This is a genomic window from Nocardia callitridis, assembly GCF_039543305.1.
Classification (GTDB): Bacteria; Actinomycetota; Actinomycetes; order Mycobacteriales; family Mycobacteriaceae; genus Nocardia; species Nocardia callitridis.
Genome location: NZ_BAABJM010000001.1, coordinates 1883964 through 1900047, shown reverse-complemented (window position 1 = coordinate 1900047; position 16084 = coordinate 1883964). Strand labels below are relative to the sequence as shown.

At 66.9% G+C, this 16084-nt stretch carries 14 protein-coding genes; 5 read left to right on the top strand and 9 right to left on the bottom strand.

Features of this window, described 5'->3' with window-relative positions:
• Positions 1-10 precede the first annotated feature (10 nt).
• The 3 genes from ABEA50_RS08110 to zapE all read right to left on the bottom strand — a co-directional run bounded on the left by ABEA50_RS08110 (position 11) and on the right by zapE (position 2645).
• A complete protein-coding gene (locus tag ABEA50_RS08110) occupies positions 11-499 on the bottom strand; it encodes a hypothetical protein (protein WP_345494433.1) in 489 nt (162 codons plus the stop codon).
• A 33-nt stretch (positions 500-532) separates the two neighbouring features.
• A complete protein-coding gene (locus ABEA50_RS08105) occupies positions 533-1465 on the bottom strand; it encodes a DUF4129 domain-containing protein (protein ID WP_345494432.1) in 933 nt (310 codons plus the stop codon).
• A gap of 199 nt (positions 1466-1664) precedes the next feature.
• Positions 1665-2645 (bottom strand): cell division protein ZapE, encoded by a 981-nt coding sequence (gene zapE, locus ABEA50_RS08100; RefSeq protein ID WP_345494431.1) that lies wholly within the window; start codon positions 2643-2645, stop codon positions 1665-1667.
• A 62-nt stretch (positions 2646-2707) separates the two neighbouring features.
• On the opposite strand from zapE, the gene ABEA50_RS08095 reads away from it, so the two are divergent.
• Positions 2708-3295 (top strand): TetR/AcrR family transcriptional regulator, encoded by a 588-nt coding sequence (locus tag ABEA50_RS08095; protein WP_345494430.1) that lies wholly within the window; start codon positions 2708-2710, stop codon positions 3293-3295.
• Positions 3296-3387: 92 nt separating this feature from the next.
• On the opposite strand, the gene ABEA50_RS08090 is transcribed toward ABEA50_RS08095, so the two are convergent.
• From ABEA50_RS08090 to ABEA50_RS08065, 6 genes are read right to left on the bottom strand one after another with little or no spacing between them, the layout of a single operon-like run.
• Positions 3388-4566, bottom strand: a complete 1179-nt coding sequence (locus tag ABEA50_RS08090) for a lipid-transfer protein (protein ID WP_345494429.1) — start codon at positions 4564-4566, stop codon at positions 3388-3390.
• A complete protein-coding gene (locus ABEA50_RS08085) occupies positions 4566-4979 on the bottom strand; it encodes a MaoC family dehydratase (RefSeq protein WP_345494428.1) in 414 nt (137 codons plus the stop codon). The genes ABEA50_RS08090 and ABEA50_RS08085 overlap by 1 nt, the downstream gene beginning before the upstream one ends.
• Positions 4976-5911: a bifunctional MaoC family dehydratase N-terminal/OB-fold nucleic acid binding domain-containing protein gene (locus tag ABEA50_RS08080; RefSeq protein ID WP_345494427.1), complete on the bottom strand. Its 936-nt coding sequence runs from the start codon at positions 5909-5911 to the stop codon at positions 4976-4978. The genes ABEA50_RS08085 and ABEA50_RS08080 overlap by 4 nt, the downstream gene beginning before the upstream one ends.
• 43 nt (positions 5912-5954) lie before the next feature.
• Positions 5955-7115: an acyl-CoA dehydrogenase family protein gene (locus tag ABEA50_RS08075; protein ID WP_345494426.1), complete on the bottom strand. Its 1161-nt coding sequence runs from the start codon at positions 7113-7115 to the stop codon at positions 5955-5957.
• The gene (locus ABEA50_RS08070; protein ID WP_345494425.1) at positions 7100-8164 is read right to left on the bottom strand and encodes an acyl-CoA dehydrogenase family protein; all 1065 of its coding nucleotides are present in this window, start codon (positions 8162-8164) and stop codon (positions 7100-7102) included. The genes ABEA50_RS08075 and ABEA50_RS08070 overlap by 16 nt, the downstream gene beginning before the upstream one ends.
• Positions 8165-8186: 22 nt before the next feature.
• Positions 8187-10367 carry an acyl-CoA dehydrogenase gene (locus ABEA50_RS08065; RefSeq protein WP_345494424.1) on the bottom strand — a complete coding sequence of 727 codons (2181 nt, stop codon included), beginning with the start codon at positions 10365-10367 and terminating at the stop codon, positions 8187-8189.
• Positions 10368-10534: 167 nt separating this feature from the next.
• Between ABEA50_RS08065 and kstR the strand changes: the two genes are divergently transcribed.
• From kstR to ABEA50_RS08045, 4 genes are all read left to right on the top strand, one after another.
• Entirely contained in the window at positions 10535-11179 is a 645-nt protein-coding gene (gene kstR / locus ABEA50_RS08060; protein ID WP_345494422.1) for a cholesterol catabolism transcriptional regulator KstR, read from the top strand.
• 269 nt (positions 11180-11448) lie between these two features.
• The gene (locus ABEA50_RS08055; protein WP_345494421.1) at positions 11449-12231 is read left to right on the top strand and encodes a GNAT family N-acetyltransferase; all 783 of its coding nucleotides are present in this window, start codon (positions 11449-11451) and stop codon (positions 12229-12231) included.
• A 180-nt stretch (positions 12232-12411) separates the two neighbouring features.
• Positions 12412-14982: a trehalose-phosphatase gene (gene otsB / locus ABEA50_RS08050; protein ID WP_345494419.1), complete on the top strand. Its 2571-nt coding sequence runs from the start codon at positions 12412-12414 to the stop codon at positions 14980-14982.
• 235 nt (positions 14983-15217) lie between these two features.
• Positions 15218-16081, top strand: a complete 864-nt coding sequence (locus tag ABEA50_RS08045) for a metal ABC transporter solute-binding protein, Zn/Mn family (RefSeq protein WP_345494418.1) — start codon at positions 15218-15220, stop codon at positions 16079-16081.
• Positions 16082-16084: the final 3 nt, after the last annotated feature.

The window sequence follows — 16084 nt, the reverse complement described above, 5'->3', positions numbered from 1 at the left end:
TCAACCCATTTCACATTTCTTGCAGTCGACTCAGGATGGTGTCCAGCGCTGCCCGGCCGGGTGCCTTCGTCGTCTGGTCTCGTAGCGCCGAATTGGTCGGGTCGACCCACTTCCACAATTCGGGACCGAATTGGTGGATGCCCGCGGCCACGGTGGCCTTGCGGTCCTTGGCGATGCGTTGACCCGAGGACAGTTCGAACTCCTTGGCCAGCATGGGGCGCAGGTGGCGATCCCAATCCGCGCGGGTGCCCTCGGCCCGGTCGGCCAGCATGGTCGACTTGGCTTGCCAGCGGCGCAGCGTGTCGGCGGGACCGTTGTCCATGTCGTCGACGTAGGTCTCCTCGCGGGGTTCCGCGCGCCGCAGCAGCGTCCAGATCAGCCAGAGCAGCGTCAGCCCGACCGGAATCCCGGTGAGCAACACCATGATCCCGCGCGCCTCACGGAAGGTGGCCGCTTCGAGGGCGAGAACGGCGAGCGCGCAGACCGTCGCTATCCCCATTCGACTCATCGCGCGGCCCGCCGCGCCGACGGGTCACACACTCGTTCGCGCATCGGCCCGCTCCTCCCCTTGCAGATCGGCGAGGACGATACGCAGCAGTTGTTGCGCACGCATCCGTTGCCATTCCAGCATCGAGTGCGGACTGAACCGAGCCTCCTCGAACAACGCGACCAGTTCCCGCGCCGACGCGTCGCGCAGCGCGCCACGTTCGAACGCGCGGGCGAGCACCTCCATCGGCGTATCGGAGTCCAGTGGCGCCGCCGAACGGTCGGAGGCAAGGCCGCGTTCCATCGCGCCGTAACAGGCGATGATCGCGGTGCGCGGGTCCTGACCCGGCACATTCATGGCGGCCAAGCCCATTTCGGCGGCGCGAGTCAGCGAATCCACCATGGTTTCGGGCGCCGATTCCACGACCGGGGGTGCCTCGGGCTGTTTGCGTCGCCGCGATTGAACACCAACCGCCGTTAGCCCGGCGACGGCCATCGCCACCAGCGCGGCCGCGGCGAGAGCGGCCACCGTCAACGCTGGCCCGGTGAGTTCGGGCGTGGTGGTGGAATCCGGCGCGGGTGCGGGCGTGTGATCCGGTGGCGCGCCGGTGGTCGAAGCCGGTGGCGGCGGGGCGATCTCGGTGTCGCGGCCCGCGTTCAGGAACCAGAGTGCCGCCACCACGGTCAACACCAGCGCGAGCAGGGCGAGGACCCCGAGGGTGACCAGCCCCCCTCGGCCGAGCCGCCACGGCTGGCGTTCGCCGTCGCGCTCCGGTTCGGGCATCGACAGCGGCAGCCGATGCTGACTGGCGATCACCCCGGCCAGCAGTACGACCACCGACACCATGAGCAGCACCGGCATCAGCGCGACCGACACCGCCGACGGTGGGGCGGAATGCGTCGCGGACTCGGTGGTGCCGGGAACGATCCCGTGCACCGCGAACGCGGCAAGACCGAGGAGCGTGATCAGTACGATCACGCGCGATATCGGCGCTCTCGCCCCTGCCACTGCGTTACCACCAAACCTCGATACTGCACAAACATCTCCCGCACGATCGCATCGCGGCAGACAATCAGGACATAGTTACATGTCCAGCTGCCGGTTTGTGATGAAATCGGATATTAGGAGTACGTCAGTTTTATCCCTGCGCATGGTGGTTGAAACCGCAGCGTGGAAGCTACCCGAATTGTAGCGAGTCCGCTTGTGTGAGTTCACAAAGTCGGCTCGCGATCCGGTCCATATCGGGAACACCGCGCACGCCGTCGAGCAACTCGGCCGGTGGCGCCGCGGCAACGAGAGTCAACGCACGATCGGAGTTATAGAGAACGTCGATCACGTTCACAAAACGCATCGCCCAGTCGGCGGGAACTTCGCGCAACAACGGCACCTCGCGAATGATCCAGTGCCGAAAACGCTGCGCGAGTGCGACATAGTCCGCCGCCGAGGTCGCGGTGGCGCACAACGCGGTGAAATCGATCGTGATGACATCGTCTCGGACGTGGCGCGCCCGGATGGTCCTGGCCCCGACAGGAACGTCGACTCCCACCGCATCGGCCACCGAACAACCTGTCGCAGAGCCTGATTCACCTGCCACCAGATAGTGACCCGACGCGAAGCCGGAGCCGGCGGGCGAACCGATCGTGCGATAGTCGGTCGGGCCGTCGACCGAGACGACATCGAGGTGGTCGACGATCCGTTCGATCGTCGGCACGAAACGGTCATGGAACAGCGGATTCGGCAAAAGCTGTCGCGGAGGGTAGTTCGAGGTCACCACCAGGACGATGCGCCGGGCGAACAGGTCGTCGAGCAACCGTGCGATCAGCATCGCGTCGCCGATGTCGTGGACGTGGAATTCGTCGAAGCAGACCAGGCGCGCGTTGCCGAGCAGTGCGTCCAGTGCCTTGTCGAGGGAGCCCGACCGGTACACCGCCCTATGCAGCTCGGCGAAGAATTGGTGGAAGTGGTAGCGCAGTTTGCGCTGCGAGTCGACCTCGGCGAAGAAGCGATCCATCAGCATGGTCTTGCCTCGCCCCGGCCTGCCGCACAGGTAGATCCCCCGGTGCCGCTTGATCGGCCTGCCGCGACGATCGACCAATTTTCCCAACATGGCGGCGGCATGATGCTGGTCGGTGTCCAGTTCAATCGCGTCGTGTGTCATCGCACGCTCCTTTCCTCTACATTTGTAGAGGACTGCTTCGACGAACAACACGAAAGGTGACCGTGTCCACACCCGACCGACGCACACAGCTCATCGACGCGGCAATCACCCTGATCGCCCAGCGCGGACTCCGGGCACTGACCCACCGCGCCCTGGACGCCGCCCTGGACCTGCCAGCCGGGTCGACCTCGTACTATTTCCGCACCAAAGCGGCACTGATCGACGCCGTCGTCACCCGAATAACGCTGCGATCGCGCGCCGACTTCCAGGCAGCGGTAGCCAGCGGCCCCGCACCCACCGACCTAGCCGATGCCGCGCACGGCATCGCCGTCTGGCTCGACCAGCTCCTCACCGAACGTCGAGATCAGCTCATCGCTCGGCATGCGTTGATCATCGATCTCCTGGATGACGACGAGATCACCGCGAAGCTCACGGCAAGCTTGTTTTCCGTCGAGCGCGCGCGAGAGTTGTTCAGCGCCATGGAAGTCTCTGACCCCGCGACAGCGGCCGCCGATTTTCTCGCCCTTCTCGAAGGCGCGGTCTTCGATCGATTCGCCGGGCGCCGAAGGGAATTGACGGCCGGGAGCGCGGACAGCGTTCGACAACTGGAGCGATTGCTGCGCACATACTTCGCCGGAACACCGACCTGACGCATAGTGACCCCAGCGCGAACAAGCCACCAGGACATGGGCTGGCCGATGCCCGGGCCACTGCCTCGGTGGTGTCCTGGTGATCTTGGTGTTCAGCCTGCGGTGAGGACCAAGCCCGAGGTGGGGACGCCGGTGCCTGCTGTGACGATGATGTTGGCGACGTCGGGGACCGGGTTTACCGAGGTGCCTCGGATTTGGCGGACGCCTTCGGCGATGCCGTTCATGCCGTGGATGTAGGCCTCACCTAGTTGGCCGCCGTGGGTGTTGAGTGGCAGTCTGCCGCCTACTTCGATCGCGCCGTCGGCGATGAAATCCTTGGCCTCGCCTCGGCCGCAGAAGCCGAGCTCTTCCAATTGCATCAGCACGAAGGGGGTGAAGTGGTCGTAGAGGATCGCGGCTTGCATGTCCTCGGGGCGTAGCCCGCTCTGTGCCCACAACTGGTCGCCGACCAAACCCATCTCGGGCAGACCGGTCATCGCGTCGCGGTAGTAGCTGGTCATCACATACTGGTCGGCGCCGGAACCCTGTGCGGCGGCGGCGATCACGGCGGGCCGCTGCGGGAGGTCGCGGGCGCGTTCGGCACTGGTGATCACGATCGCCACGCCGCCGTCGGACTCCTGGCAGCAATCGAGCAGGTGCAACGGTTCGGCGATCCAGCGCGAATTCTGGTGGTCTTCCAACGTGATCGGCTTCTCGTAGAAGAACGCCGAGGGATTCACCGCCGCGTGCTTGCGGTCGGCGACCGCGATGCGACCGAAATCGGCGCTCGTCGCGCCGTACACGTGCATGTAGCGACGAGCGACCATCGCCACCTGCGCGGCGGGCGTGCCTAGTCCGTGCGGATAGGACCAACCCGCGTCGATCCCCGACGACGTCGGCGCCGCCGCGAGCGCGGTGGAGAACTGGCCGAAACGCGACACCGAGCGCTCGTTGAACGCGCGGTAAGCCACCACCACGTCCGCGACGCCGGTCGCCACCGCCATGGCGGCCTGCTGCACGGTCGCGCACGCGGCGCCACCGCCGAAACCGATCTGGCTGAAGAACGTCAGCTGCGGGATGCCGACCGCGCGGGCCACGGCCGCTTCGGTATTGGTGTCCATGGTGAACGTCGTCAAACCATCGACGTCCTCCGGTGTCAGACCAGCGTCGTTCAGCGCGGCGGTCACCGCCTCGGCGGCCAGGCGCAGCTCACTGCGGCCGGACTCCTTGGAGAAGTCGGTGGCGCCGATGCCGACGATGGCGGCGCGGCCCGAAATACCCTGCTCGCTCATCAGGCCCTCCGATAGGTGAGAACGGCTTGTGCCGTGATGTGGTCACCGAGGCTGTCGCGCCCGACCACCTCGAGGTGTAGGTCGTCGCCCTCGCGTGCGGTCACCGTGCCGGTGAGCGTGAGGGTGTCACCCGCGTACAGCGGGACACCGAGGCGCAGCGCGATCGATTTCACCACCGCGCGCGGACCGGCCCAATCAGTGAGGAAGCGCTGCACGAGGCCGGTGTCGGTGAGGATATTGACGAAGATGTCCTTGGAGCCACGCGCGACGGCCTTGTCCCTGTCGTGATGGACGTCTTGAAAGTCCCTGGTAGCCAAGGCCGTACTGATCACGAAGGTCGGGTCGACAGTGATCACCAGCTCCGGCAGTTCGGTGCCGACTCGCGCCTGCGCCGGGTCGAGAGTCGCGCTCACGCGATCACCCGCCACACCGGGAGCACCGTCTCGTCGGGCAGCTTCTCGAATTCCACCCGCACCGGCAGGCCGACCTCGACCTGTGCGGGGTCGATGCCACGCAGTTCACCGAGCATGCGAACGCCCTCCTCCAGTTCGATCAGCGCCACCACGAAAGGCAGTTCGCGCCCAGGCACTTTCGGCGCATGGTGCACGACGTAGCTGAATACCGTGCCACGCCCCGAGGCGACCAGATAATCGGTGGTCTCGGTCTTGTCGAGCCAGATCGCGGGGATCGGCGGATGCCGCAGCGTGCCGTCGGGCAGACGCTGAATCCGCAGCTCGTCGACTTTCGTTCCGGCCCAGAAGAATTCGGTATCCAATGAGACGAGCGGAGTAACCCGTTGCCCGGCATCGGGTTTCGGCGCTGCCGTCCCTGGCGCGAACTTCAACAACCGAAACAGCATCTCCGCGACCACTTCGTCGCCGACCCGCCAGCTGGTCTGGAACGTGACGAACCAGCCCTCACCCAACCCGGTGCGCTTGGGTCCGCGAATGTCCGACAAGGTGCTCGTCACCGAAACCTCCTCGCCGACATTCAGATACCGGTGATAGGTCTGCTGACAGTCGGTGGCCACCACCGAGGTGTATCCGGCGGCATCGAGCAGCTCGGTCGCCGCACCCATCGGATCGTCCTCGGGACGAGAACCGTTGAGCCCGAACATGGTCCATACCTGCGCCATAGCGGGCGGCGCCACGATACCGGGATGCCCCGCGGCAACCGCGGCCTCGGCGTCGACGTAGATCGGATTGGTATCGCCGAGCGCCTCGACCCAGTTGTTGATCATCGGCTGGTTCACCGGATCGCGGGCCAACCGCGGCGCACTCTCCCCCGCCGCCTTGATCTTCTCGGCGGCGGCGATAATCGCTTCCGGCGTAGTGGTTTCCGGCACGCGCGGCTCCTTCGTCTGCTGTCGGATGGTGGGTGATCGGCGGCTAACGCGGCACGCGCGGCAAATCGAGGCCCGCCGTGGCGACCAGTTCGCGCATCACCTCGTTGACCCCACCACCGAAGGTGACCACCAGGTTCTGTTTGGTCCTGCGATCGAGCCAGACCAGCAACTCGGCGGTCGCCGGTTCGGCCGGATCGCCGTAGCGCCCGACGATCTCCTCCACCAGTCGACCCGCCTCCTGCAAGGACTCGGTGGAATACACCTTGGTGGCAGAGGCATCCGCGATCACCGCGGACTGATCACCGTCGACAGTGGCCGCGACCTGCCAGTTCAACAGCTCGTTCAGTCGCACCATGGCGTGCACCCGCCCCAGCGAACGCCGCACATCCGGCTCGGCGAGCACACCATTGGTCACCGCCCACGCCCGCGCGCGGTCGTAGAGCTGCTCGATCTTGCCGGAGGGTCCGAGGCTCACTCGCTCGTGATTGAGCTGGGTAGTGATCAACTTCCAGCCACGATCCTGCGCACCGACCAGCATGTCCGCCGGTACTCGCACATTGTCGAAATACGTGGCGTTGGTGTGGTGAGCGCCGTCGCAGGTAATGATCGGCGTCCACGAGAAGCCGGGGTCGGTGGTGTCGGCGATCAGAATGGTGATGCCGCGATGCCGGGACTCCGTCGAACCGGTACGGCAGGCCAACCACACGAAGTCCGCCTCGTGCGCACCCGTGGTGAAAATCTTCTGCCCGTTGACAATCCAGTCGCCCGCGTCGTCACGCACCGCCGAGGTGCGCAACGCGGCGAGATCGGTCCCGGCCTCCGGCTCGGAGTAGCCGATCGCGAAATGAATGTCGCCGGAAAGGATTCCGGGCAGAAAGCGTTCCTTCTGCGCCTCGGTGCCGAACTCTTGCAGCGTCGGCCCCACCGTCAGCAGGGTCACCAGCGGCAACGGCACATCGGCGCGCACCGCCTCGTTGAAGAAGATCTGCTGCTCGATCGGGCCGAAACCCTGGCCGCCGTACTCCTTCGGCCAGCCGACACCGAGCCACCCGTCACTGCCCATCCTGCGCACTACCGCGCGGTAGGCGTCACCGTGCCGGTTCACCGCCATCTGCGCCTCTTCTTCGGCGGTCACGAGATCGGCGAAATAGGAACGTAATTCGTCGCGCAGTCGACGTTGCTCGACGGTCAGATCGATGAACATCTTGTCCCCAATCGATCGAGTCGGAACGACGCGCCGCCGAGCCAGCGGGCGAGGTCCTTGGCTTGTGAGTAGTAGCGCTGCATCGGGTGGGTCATATCCACCCCGAGTCCGCCATGCAGGTGATGACACTTCTGCATGGCGGGCGGTAGTTCGGTGGCCACGGTGTAGGCGAGGACATCGAGGTCGTCATCGATCCGCGCCAAGAGATCCGCATCCGGGTCCTCCTGCGCCAGCGCCCAGTTCGCCGACACGGTGACCGCGTGCAGGGTCCGCGCGACCACGTACACGTCGGCGATCTGCTGTGCCACCGCCTGGAACTGCGCCAACGGCTTGCCGAACTGCGTTCTGGTACGCACATGTTCGGCCGTCAGCACGAGCACGCCCTTGATCAGTCCGTCGGCGACCGAACCGATCGAGGCCAGCGCGAATCGGTGCAACTGCGCCGACGTTCCGGTCAGCAACCACTCGGCGGGTACCCGCACTCGATCCAGCACCACGGTGGCCTCCGGCGCACCACCCGAGGCGGGCGAGGTGGTCGTGGTCAAGCCCTCGGCCTTGGCGTCGACGACCGCGATACCCGAATCAGTCGGCACCAGAATCCAGCGTGCCTGTTCGGCATACGGCACACCGACCTTGCGGCCGCTGATCAGTACCGAATCCCCGTCGACGACCGCACGGGTCGTGGGTGCCTCGGTGAACGGCGCTCCCGGCTCACTCAAGGCAGCCGTGAGGATCGCGCCCTTCGCGACCTCGGGAAATACCTGATCAGCTACGCTTTCCGGTGCCGTGCCCACGAGCGGCAGCACGCCGAACCCCAAGGTCGGCAAGGCGGGCACCGCCACCGCGTCGGTAGCCAACTCGGTAAGCAGCACCGAGATCTCGCCGACCCCCATGCCGTCGCCGCCGAACCGTTCGGGCAGCGCTACCGACAGTAGCCCGCTGCCGACCACGCTCGGCCACAGCTCGAAATCGCGCGCCGATTCGTGTTCCAACAAACTGACGACGACCTCGGCCACGGCGTCCTGGCCCTCGTCCCTGGTGAAGTCCACGCTTGTCTCCCAGTCACTTCTGCTAGCTGCCCGCGTCACGCGGTAGCCCAAGAATCCGCTCACCAGCCACGGTCAGCAAGATCTGTTCCGTTCCGCCCGCGATCGACAGACAGCGAGTGAGGAGGAATTCCTTGGTCACCTCCACCTCCTGTGCGCCGAGCGGTCCCGCGGTCTCGACCGCGAATTCGGCCACCGCCTGCCGATGCCGCACACCGACCAATTTGCGCACGCTGCTTTGCGCTCCCGAATCCTCGCCCGAGAGCGCGCGCACCGCGGCGCGTTGTTCGAGCAACACACCGCCGATGGCGTCGGCGACGAGTGCGCCGAGTCGGTCGTTCACCAATTCCGCGCCGGGACCCGTATCCGGGAGCTTCGTGATCAGCTCCTCCAGCGCGGGGCCGATCCCGTTGCCGCCCATGGCGACCCGCTCACTCGACAGGGTGGAACGCGCGATCTTCCACCCGTTGTTCAACGCGCCGACCACACAGTCGTCGGGCACGAACACGTCATCGAGGAAGACCTCGCTGAAGCGCGCCTCCCCGGTGATCTGTACCAGCGGGCGCACCTGCAAACCCGGTGCCCGCATATCCACCAGGAAGTAGCTGATTCCCTTGTGCTTGGCGGCGTCGGGATCGGTGCGCGCCAGGCAGATCGCCCAGTTGGCTTGATCACCGAGCGAGGTCCACACCTTCTGACCGGTCAGCGACCAGCCGCCCTCGACCCGCTTGGCGACGGTGCGCAACGCCGCGAGATCCGAGCCGGCCTCCGGTTCGCTGAACAACTGACACCACACCACCTCACCGCGCAGTGTCGGCATCGCGAAGCGGTCGATCTGTTCCTCGGTGCCGTGCCGCAGCAGGGTCGGGATGGCCCAGCCGCCGATGGTCAGGTCGGGAGCGTCGAGTCCCGCCTTGCGCATCTGCTCCGAGATCAGCAGTCCGGTCATCGGACCGGCGTCGCGACCGTAGGGCGGCGGCCAGTGCGGCATCACCAACCCGGCCTCGACCAGCGCGTCGCGTTGCTTGTCCACCGGCAGTGCCGCGATCGCGGCAACCTCGGCGGCGAGCGCGTCGGCGCTGTGCTCGTCGACCGGTGCGACGCTGTCGGCGGCGAGTACCCGGTCGGCGCCGGTGGTGCGGCGCGCACCGGCGCGGGTCAGCTCGGTGACCCGCGACCGCCAGCGCGCCGAGCCGCCGAGCAACTGCCGCAGCGCCACCGCCCTGCGCAGGTAGAAGTGCGCGTCGTGTTCCCAGGTGAAGCCGATGCCACCGAGCACCTGGATGCAGTCCTTGGCGGTGTCGACCGCGGCGTCCAACGCGATCGTCGCGGTGAGGGCCGCGGCGATGGACAGTTCGGCGCCACCCTCGTCGACGGCCGCCGCCGCATCGGCCGCGGCGGCGCGGATCAGTTCCGTGCGGCACAGCATCCACGCGCACAGATGCTTGATCGATTGGAACGAGCCGATCGCGCGACCGAATTGGGTTCGCACCTTCGCGTATTCGACCGCGGTCGACAAGCACCATCCCGCGAGACCGGCCAGTTCCGCGGCGGCGAGCACCACGAGCAGGTCTTCCACCGGATGTGGTGGGGCATAGACGTGTTCGGCGGGGATGCGCACGTCGGCGCAGCGCACCTTGGCCAACGGCGTGCCTGGGTCGAACGGCGTGAGCGATTCCACCCGCAGACCGTCGGTATTCGGCGGGATCAGACACCAGCGGGTGCCTTCGCTGCTGGTCACGGGCAGCAGGACCGCGGTCGCGTCGGCGGCGCCGAGCACGAATTCCCAAGCACCCGTGAGTGTTACCGCGCCGGATGCGTCGAACCGTGCCCCTTCGGCGCGGTCGATCGGTACGCTCTCGGACGGACCGATCAACGAATCGATAGCAATGCCGCATGGCAGGTCTTCATCGAGGCCGCCAACGGTGATCAGATTGGCCACCGCGGTGGTGAGCACGGGGCCACCCACCAGATCGTGCGCCGCCTGCTCCACCAATACGGCGAGATCGGCGACCGATCCGCCCGCTCCACCCGCGTCCTCGGCAACCGCTACTCGGAAGATCCCGAGTTCGGCCAACGCGGGCCAATATCCACGCCAGAAACCTTCCGGGTCGACCCGCATTGTTGCAATGGGACCGACCGATCCTGCCCACCCGCTCATCGACTCTTGAACGGCTTTATGCTCGTCACTGGTGGCGATGGTCACAGTCCGTACCGCCTTTCCGGCGTGACTCCCACACCTAGAACATGTTCTAATATCCTAGCCGGGTTCAAGTCAAGCGACGATCTCCGGCGACCGCACAACGGCGACGGCGACACGGCATGCCCCTGCTCGCCGCGCGCGAAAACCACGCACCGAAAGGACTAGCGCCAATGGCAAGCCCTTCCCGATCGGAGCCGGCCGACTCGAACTCGGCTCGCCCCAACCCGGTCACGACGCTCAGCGAGGACGAGCTGAGTTCGACCGCCCAGCGGGAACGGCGCAAGCGCATCCTCGACGCGACACTCGCCCTTGCCTCCAAGGGGGGCTACGACGCGGTGCAGATGCGCGCGGTCGCCGAACGCGCCGACGTCGCCGTCGGCACGCTCTACCGGTACTTCCCCTCGAAGGTGCACCTACTGGTGTCGGCGCTCTCGCGCGAATTCGAGCAGATCGAAAGCAAGCGCAGACCGCTGGTCGGCCAGTCACCGCGCGACCGAATGCACCTGCTACTCACCCAGATCACCCGCATGATGCAGCGCGATCCCCTGCTCACCGAAGCCATGACCAGGGCGTTCATGTTCGCCGATGCCTCGGCCGCCGCCGAAGTGGACCGCGTCGGCAAGGTGATGGACCGGGTGTTCGCCAGGGCCATGAACGACGGCGATCCCGACGAGCGCCAACTGGCCATCGCCCGCGTGATCAGCGACGTGTGGTTGTCGAACCTGGTGGCCTGGCTGACCCGCCGTGCCTCGGCGACCGACGTCACCGAGCGACTGGAACTCACCGTCGACCTGCTGCTCGGCGACAAGTCCTGACCCACTTCCCACCCGCCACACCCGGGTGGTCGGTGAAAGTGGTTGAGCGGCCACCGGATCGGTGGCCGCGAAAAAATCCGTTGCGTCGCTGATCCGAGCGGCGTTAGCTTCATCCGAAGACTTCGAGGATTTCGCATTCGGGAGGATGAGGCCTATGTCGGCGCGCCGAAACCGGCCGCCGCGCATCGCCGAGGGGCACTGACCCTCGGCGCTGGTCGATGGCGGCACGACAACGTCGTTCGAACCACAGGCCAGTAAGGACCACTCCCATGCTCGAGCAGCATATTCACGCGTATCTGCGTGCCAGCGCCGCGCAGCGCACGCACCGACTCGGCTCGTTCCTCGTCCTACTCGACGAGCACGATTCGGGTCGATACTTCAACTACGCCGTCCCCGACGACGATTTCGAACCCACCGCGCAGGACATCGCCGCACTGATCGCGCACTTCCACGAAAAGTCACGAATGCCGCGACTCGAGTACCTACCCGCCGCGTGTCCCGCGCTGGAATCGGCGCTGATGGCCGCCGGCTTCACCGTCGAGACTCCGGTACCGATCCTGACGTGCGCACCCGAGGCGGCGTCCGCGCCGAGCACAGCAGGCATCACCGTGCTGTTCGCGAGCACCGATGCGCAGGTTCGTCAGGCCGCGCAGGTGCAGGCACTCGCCTATGGCGGCACCGACGCGACGACCCACGACGCGGCGCGGCTGCGGCGTGTCATCGACGGTGGCGGTTTGGTCGCCCTCGCGGTGCAGGACGCATCGGGGATCGCGGTGGGATCCGGCCAACTCGGTCCGCCGCACCTATCCGGTCAGCGCACGGGCTCGGCGGACGAAATCGGCGGAATCAGCGAAATCGCCGCGATCGCGGTTCTGGCCTCGCACCGTCGTCGGGGCATCGCCGCGGCCGTGACGGCCGCACTCACCCGCTCGGCGCCGAGCGTCGGGGTCGGTACGCCGTTCCTGATGACCGTCGGAGCCGCCGAGGAACGCGTCTACCAGCGCGTCGGCTACCGCAGGGCCGCGAGGATGCTGCATATCTCACGACCGTGATCGCCGACCGTCACGGGGCCTCGCCCGCGCGCAGCCCCGTGACGGTGGCCGAACACGACGACCGCACCGGTGGGGCTCGGAACGAGCACGGTAGGTCACACGCGGCGACCGTGTGCGACGAAACCCAGTATTGTCTTGGCCGCCCATGAAACTTCTCCTCCGGTCATTAGGTTGGATTGCGTGAGCGCACAGGATCTGCCACTGGAACTTCGCCGTGCACTGTCTACCGCCGCACGGGTGCCACGGCTGTTGATCGCATCGGATTACGACGGGACCCTCGCACCCATCGTCTCCGATCCCACCAAGGCTTTCCCCCACCGCGAGTCGGTGAGCGCGCTGCGTGCGCTCGCCGCGCTGACCGGGACGACGGCCGCCGTGATCTCCGGTCGCGCCCTGCGCGATCTCGCGGCGCTGTCCAGACTCCCGGTCGAGGTGCAGTTGATCGGTAGCCACGGGTCGGAATTCGACGTCGGCTTCGTACACGCCATCGACAACGACGCCAAGCAGTTGCTGCAAGAACTGCAAGCCGCGCTGACCACGATCGCCGAGGACAACCCCGGCGTCTCGGTCGAGATCAAACCCGCGAGCATCGCGCTGCACGTGCGCAACGCCGCCCCCGAGGTCGGTCGGCGCGCGCTCGGACAAACCCGGCAGGGCCCGGCCAGCTGGTTCGGCGTCGAGGTCACCGAGGGCAAGTCGGTGATCGAGCTGGCGGTGGTGCAAACCGACAAGGGCACGGCCCTGGACACCGTGCGCCATCAGGCGGGCGCGTCGGCCGCGGTCTTCTTCGGCGACGACGTCACCGACGAAAAGGCCTTCCGCGTGCTCTCGGGACCGGATGTCGGCATCAAGGTCGGCGCGGGCGAGAGCCTGGCCAAATACCGAGTCGACAGCACCGAGGCAGTCTCGTGGGCCCTCGCTTTCCTGCTCGAGGAGCGGCGCACCTGGCTGGCAGGAGCGAGCGCGCCACGAATCGAACGCCTCACGATGCTGTCGAGCCCGCGTTCGGTGGCACTGCTCACCCCGGACGCCACGGTCACCTGGTTCTGCCATCCCGAACCCGACTCCGCGGCCGCGTTCGCCCACCTACTCGGCGGCACCCAGGCCGGTCACTTCACCATCGAGCCGGAACGGCCGGGCCTGCCACTGTCCCAGCGTTATGTCGACGGCACCATGACCGTCGAAACCCGGTGGGCGAGTTTGCAAGTGGTGGACTACCTCCCGCACGACGTCGCGCCGACCCGCACCGACCTGACCCGGGTGATCACCGGTGACGCGCGCGCCGTCGTCACCTTCGCGCCGCGACCGGAGTTCGGCCAGGTCCCGGTCACCATCAACGCCGACACCATGGGTCTGCGGGTGCTCGGCACCAACGACCCGATGGTGCTGCGCTCCCCGGGCCTCGACTGGGAGATCACCAGCGACGGCACCCACGACTCCGCACGAGCGGTGATCAACCCGTCGAACGGGCCGGTCGTCCTGGAACTGCGCTGTGGCACGGCCGATCTCGAGCCCGCGCAGACCGCGGAGCCGGAACGTAGGAAGCTCGCCGAAGAGTACTGGTTGCACTGGGCGAACTCGCTGCGACTGCCGCCGCTGAAGCCGGACCTGATGAAGCGCTCCGCGCTCACCCTCCGCGGCCTCGTGCACGCGCCGTCGGGGTCGATCATGGCCGCGGCGACCAGCTCGCTGCCCGAGGACATCGGCGGCGTACGCAACTGGGATTACCGCTACTGCTGGCTGCGCGACGCCTCGCTGACCGCGAAGGCACTGGTGTCGCTCGGTTCACTCGGCGAGGCCGGTCAATTCCTCGGCTGGGTGCACCAGGTGCTTTCCACCCTGCCCGGCCCCGAGCGGCTGCACCCGCTGTACACGCTCTACGGCGAGACGCTGCCCCCGGAAGCCGTGATCGACGAGTTGCCCGGCTACGCGGGTTCGCGCCCGGTGCGCGTCGGCAACGCGGCGAACATGCAGGTGCAGCTGGACGTGTTCGGTCCGATCGTCGACCTCATCGCCGATCTGGCCAACGGCAGACAGCGCGAGGGGGTCGACGATCCCGCACTGGTGCTGCCGGACGCGGACTGGGACCTGGTGCGCGCCATGGTTTCCGCCGTGCAGCGGCGCTGGGAGGAACCCGACCACGGCATCTGGGAGATCCGTGGCAATCCGCGCCATCACGTCTACTCGAAGGTGATGGGTTGGCTCACCGTCGATCGCGCGGTCACGCTCGCGGAGCGGTTCGGCCGCGAGGTCGACCCCGCGTGGCCGACATTGCGGGAGACCATCGCCGAAGAGGTGAAGGCCAAGGGGTGGAACGACGAGGTGCAGTCCTACACGGCCGCCTACGACGGCACCGACCTGGACGCCGCGACGCTGCACATCGGCCTGAGCGGCCTGATCGATCCGTCCGACCCGCGTTTCGCCGCGACGGTCGTGGCCACCGAGGCCGAATTGCGCAGTGGTTCCACGGTGTACCGCTACCACCACGACGACGGCCTGCCCGGCGGCGAGGGTGGGTTCCATCTGTGTGCCGCATGGTTGGTGGAGGCGTACCTGTTGATCGGCAGGCGCTCGGATGCCGAGGCGTTGTTCGCGCAACTGGTGGATGTCGCCGGTCCGACGGGACTGCTCAGCGAGGAGTACGACCCGGTTGCCGAACGCTCGCTCGGCAACCATCCGCAGGCCTACAGCCACCTGGGTCTGTTGCGTTGCGCACAGCTGCTCGGCAAGCCAGCGGAGGTACTGGTCTGAGCAACGACGTTGTCGCCCAGCGTCTTTGAAAGCAACCATTTTCAAATCGGGTCCGCGAGCCGCTTCCGCTCGCGGACCCGATGTCGCTGTACCGGGTTCGGTTGCCCACCGGCGCGGGTGACCTGCGCGAACGCCTGCTAAAGTTAACGGTAACGATTTCCATTATGTTCTGAAGCGGTCTCAGCCCGACCGCCGAGCAAGGCCAGGAGAAACCCGCGTGAGAATTCGACCCGCCATGAGACTCGCAGCCATCACCCTGGGTGCGACCACCGCGCTCACGCTCACCGCCTGCGCCGGCTCCGAGGACTCGGGCAAGCCGTCGGTCGTCGCCTCGACCGACGTCTGGGGCAACATCGCCGAGACTATCGCCGGGTCCGACGCCGAAGTCGAATCGCTGATCAGCGACCCGTCCGCCGACCCGCACTCACACGAGACCTCCGCCGTCGAATCCGCCGACCTCAGCGACGCCGACCTGGTCGTCTACAACGGCGGCGGCTACGACGAATTCGTCGAGAAGGCGCTGGCGGGCGGCGACCAACGCACCGTCTCCGCCTTCGACGCGCGCCCCGACAAGAACGACGAGAACGAGCACGTCTTCTACGACACCCGCACCGTCGCCACGGTCGCCGACCAGATCGCCCGCAGCCTCAGCGAACTCGATCCCGAACACGCCGCCGACTACACCGGCCGCGCCACCACCTTCAAGGACAAGCTCGGCGGCATCGACGCGATCGCGAAGCAGGTCGCCACCGCGCACCCCAGGACACCGATCCTGCAAACCGAGCCGCTCGCGCACTACCTGCTGCGCACCGCCGGTACCGACGACCGCACACCGCACGACTTCCAAGAGGCCATCGAGCAGGAGACCGACCCCGCGCCCGCCACCGTCGCCGCGACCCGAAACCTGCTCACCGACAAGCAGGTTCGCGCGCTCGTCTACAACGTGCAGACCCAGGACAAGATCACCCAAGACCTGCGCGCGGTCGCCGAAAAGGCGAACATTCCCGTGCTGGAGGTGACCGAGACGCTGCCGGAAGGCGTCGATTACATTCAGTGGCAGACCACCAACGCGCAAGCGCTCGCCGCCGCGCTGGCCTGAGCC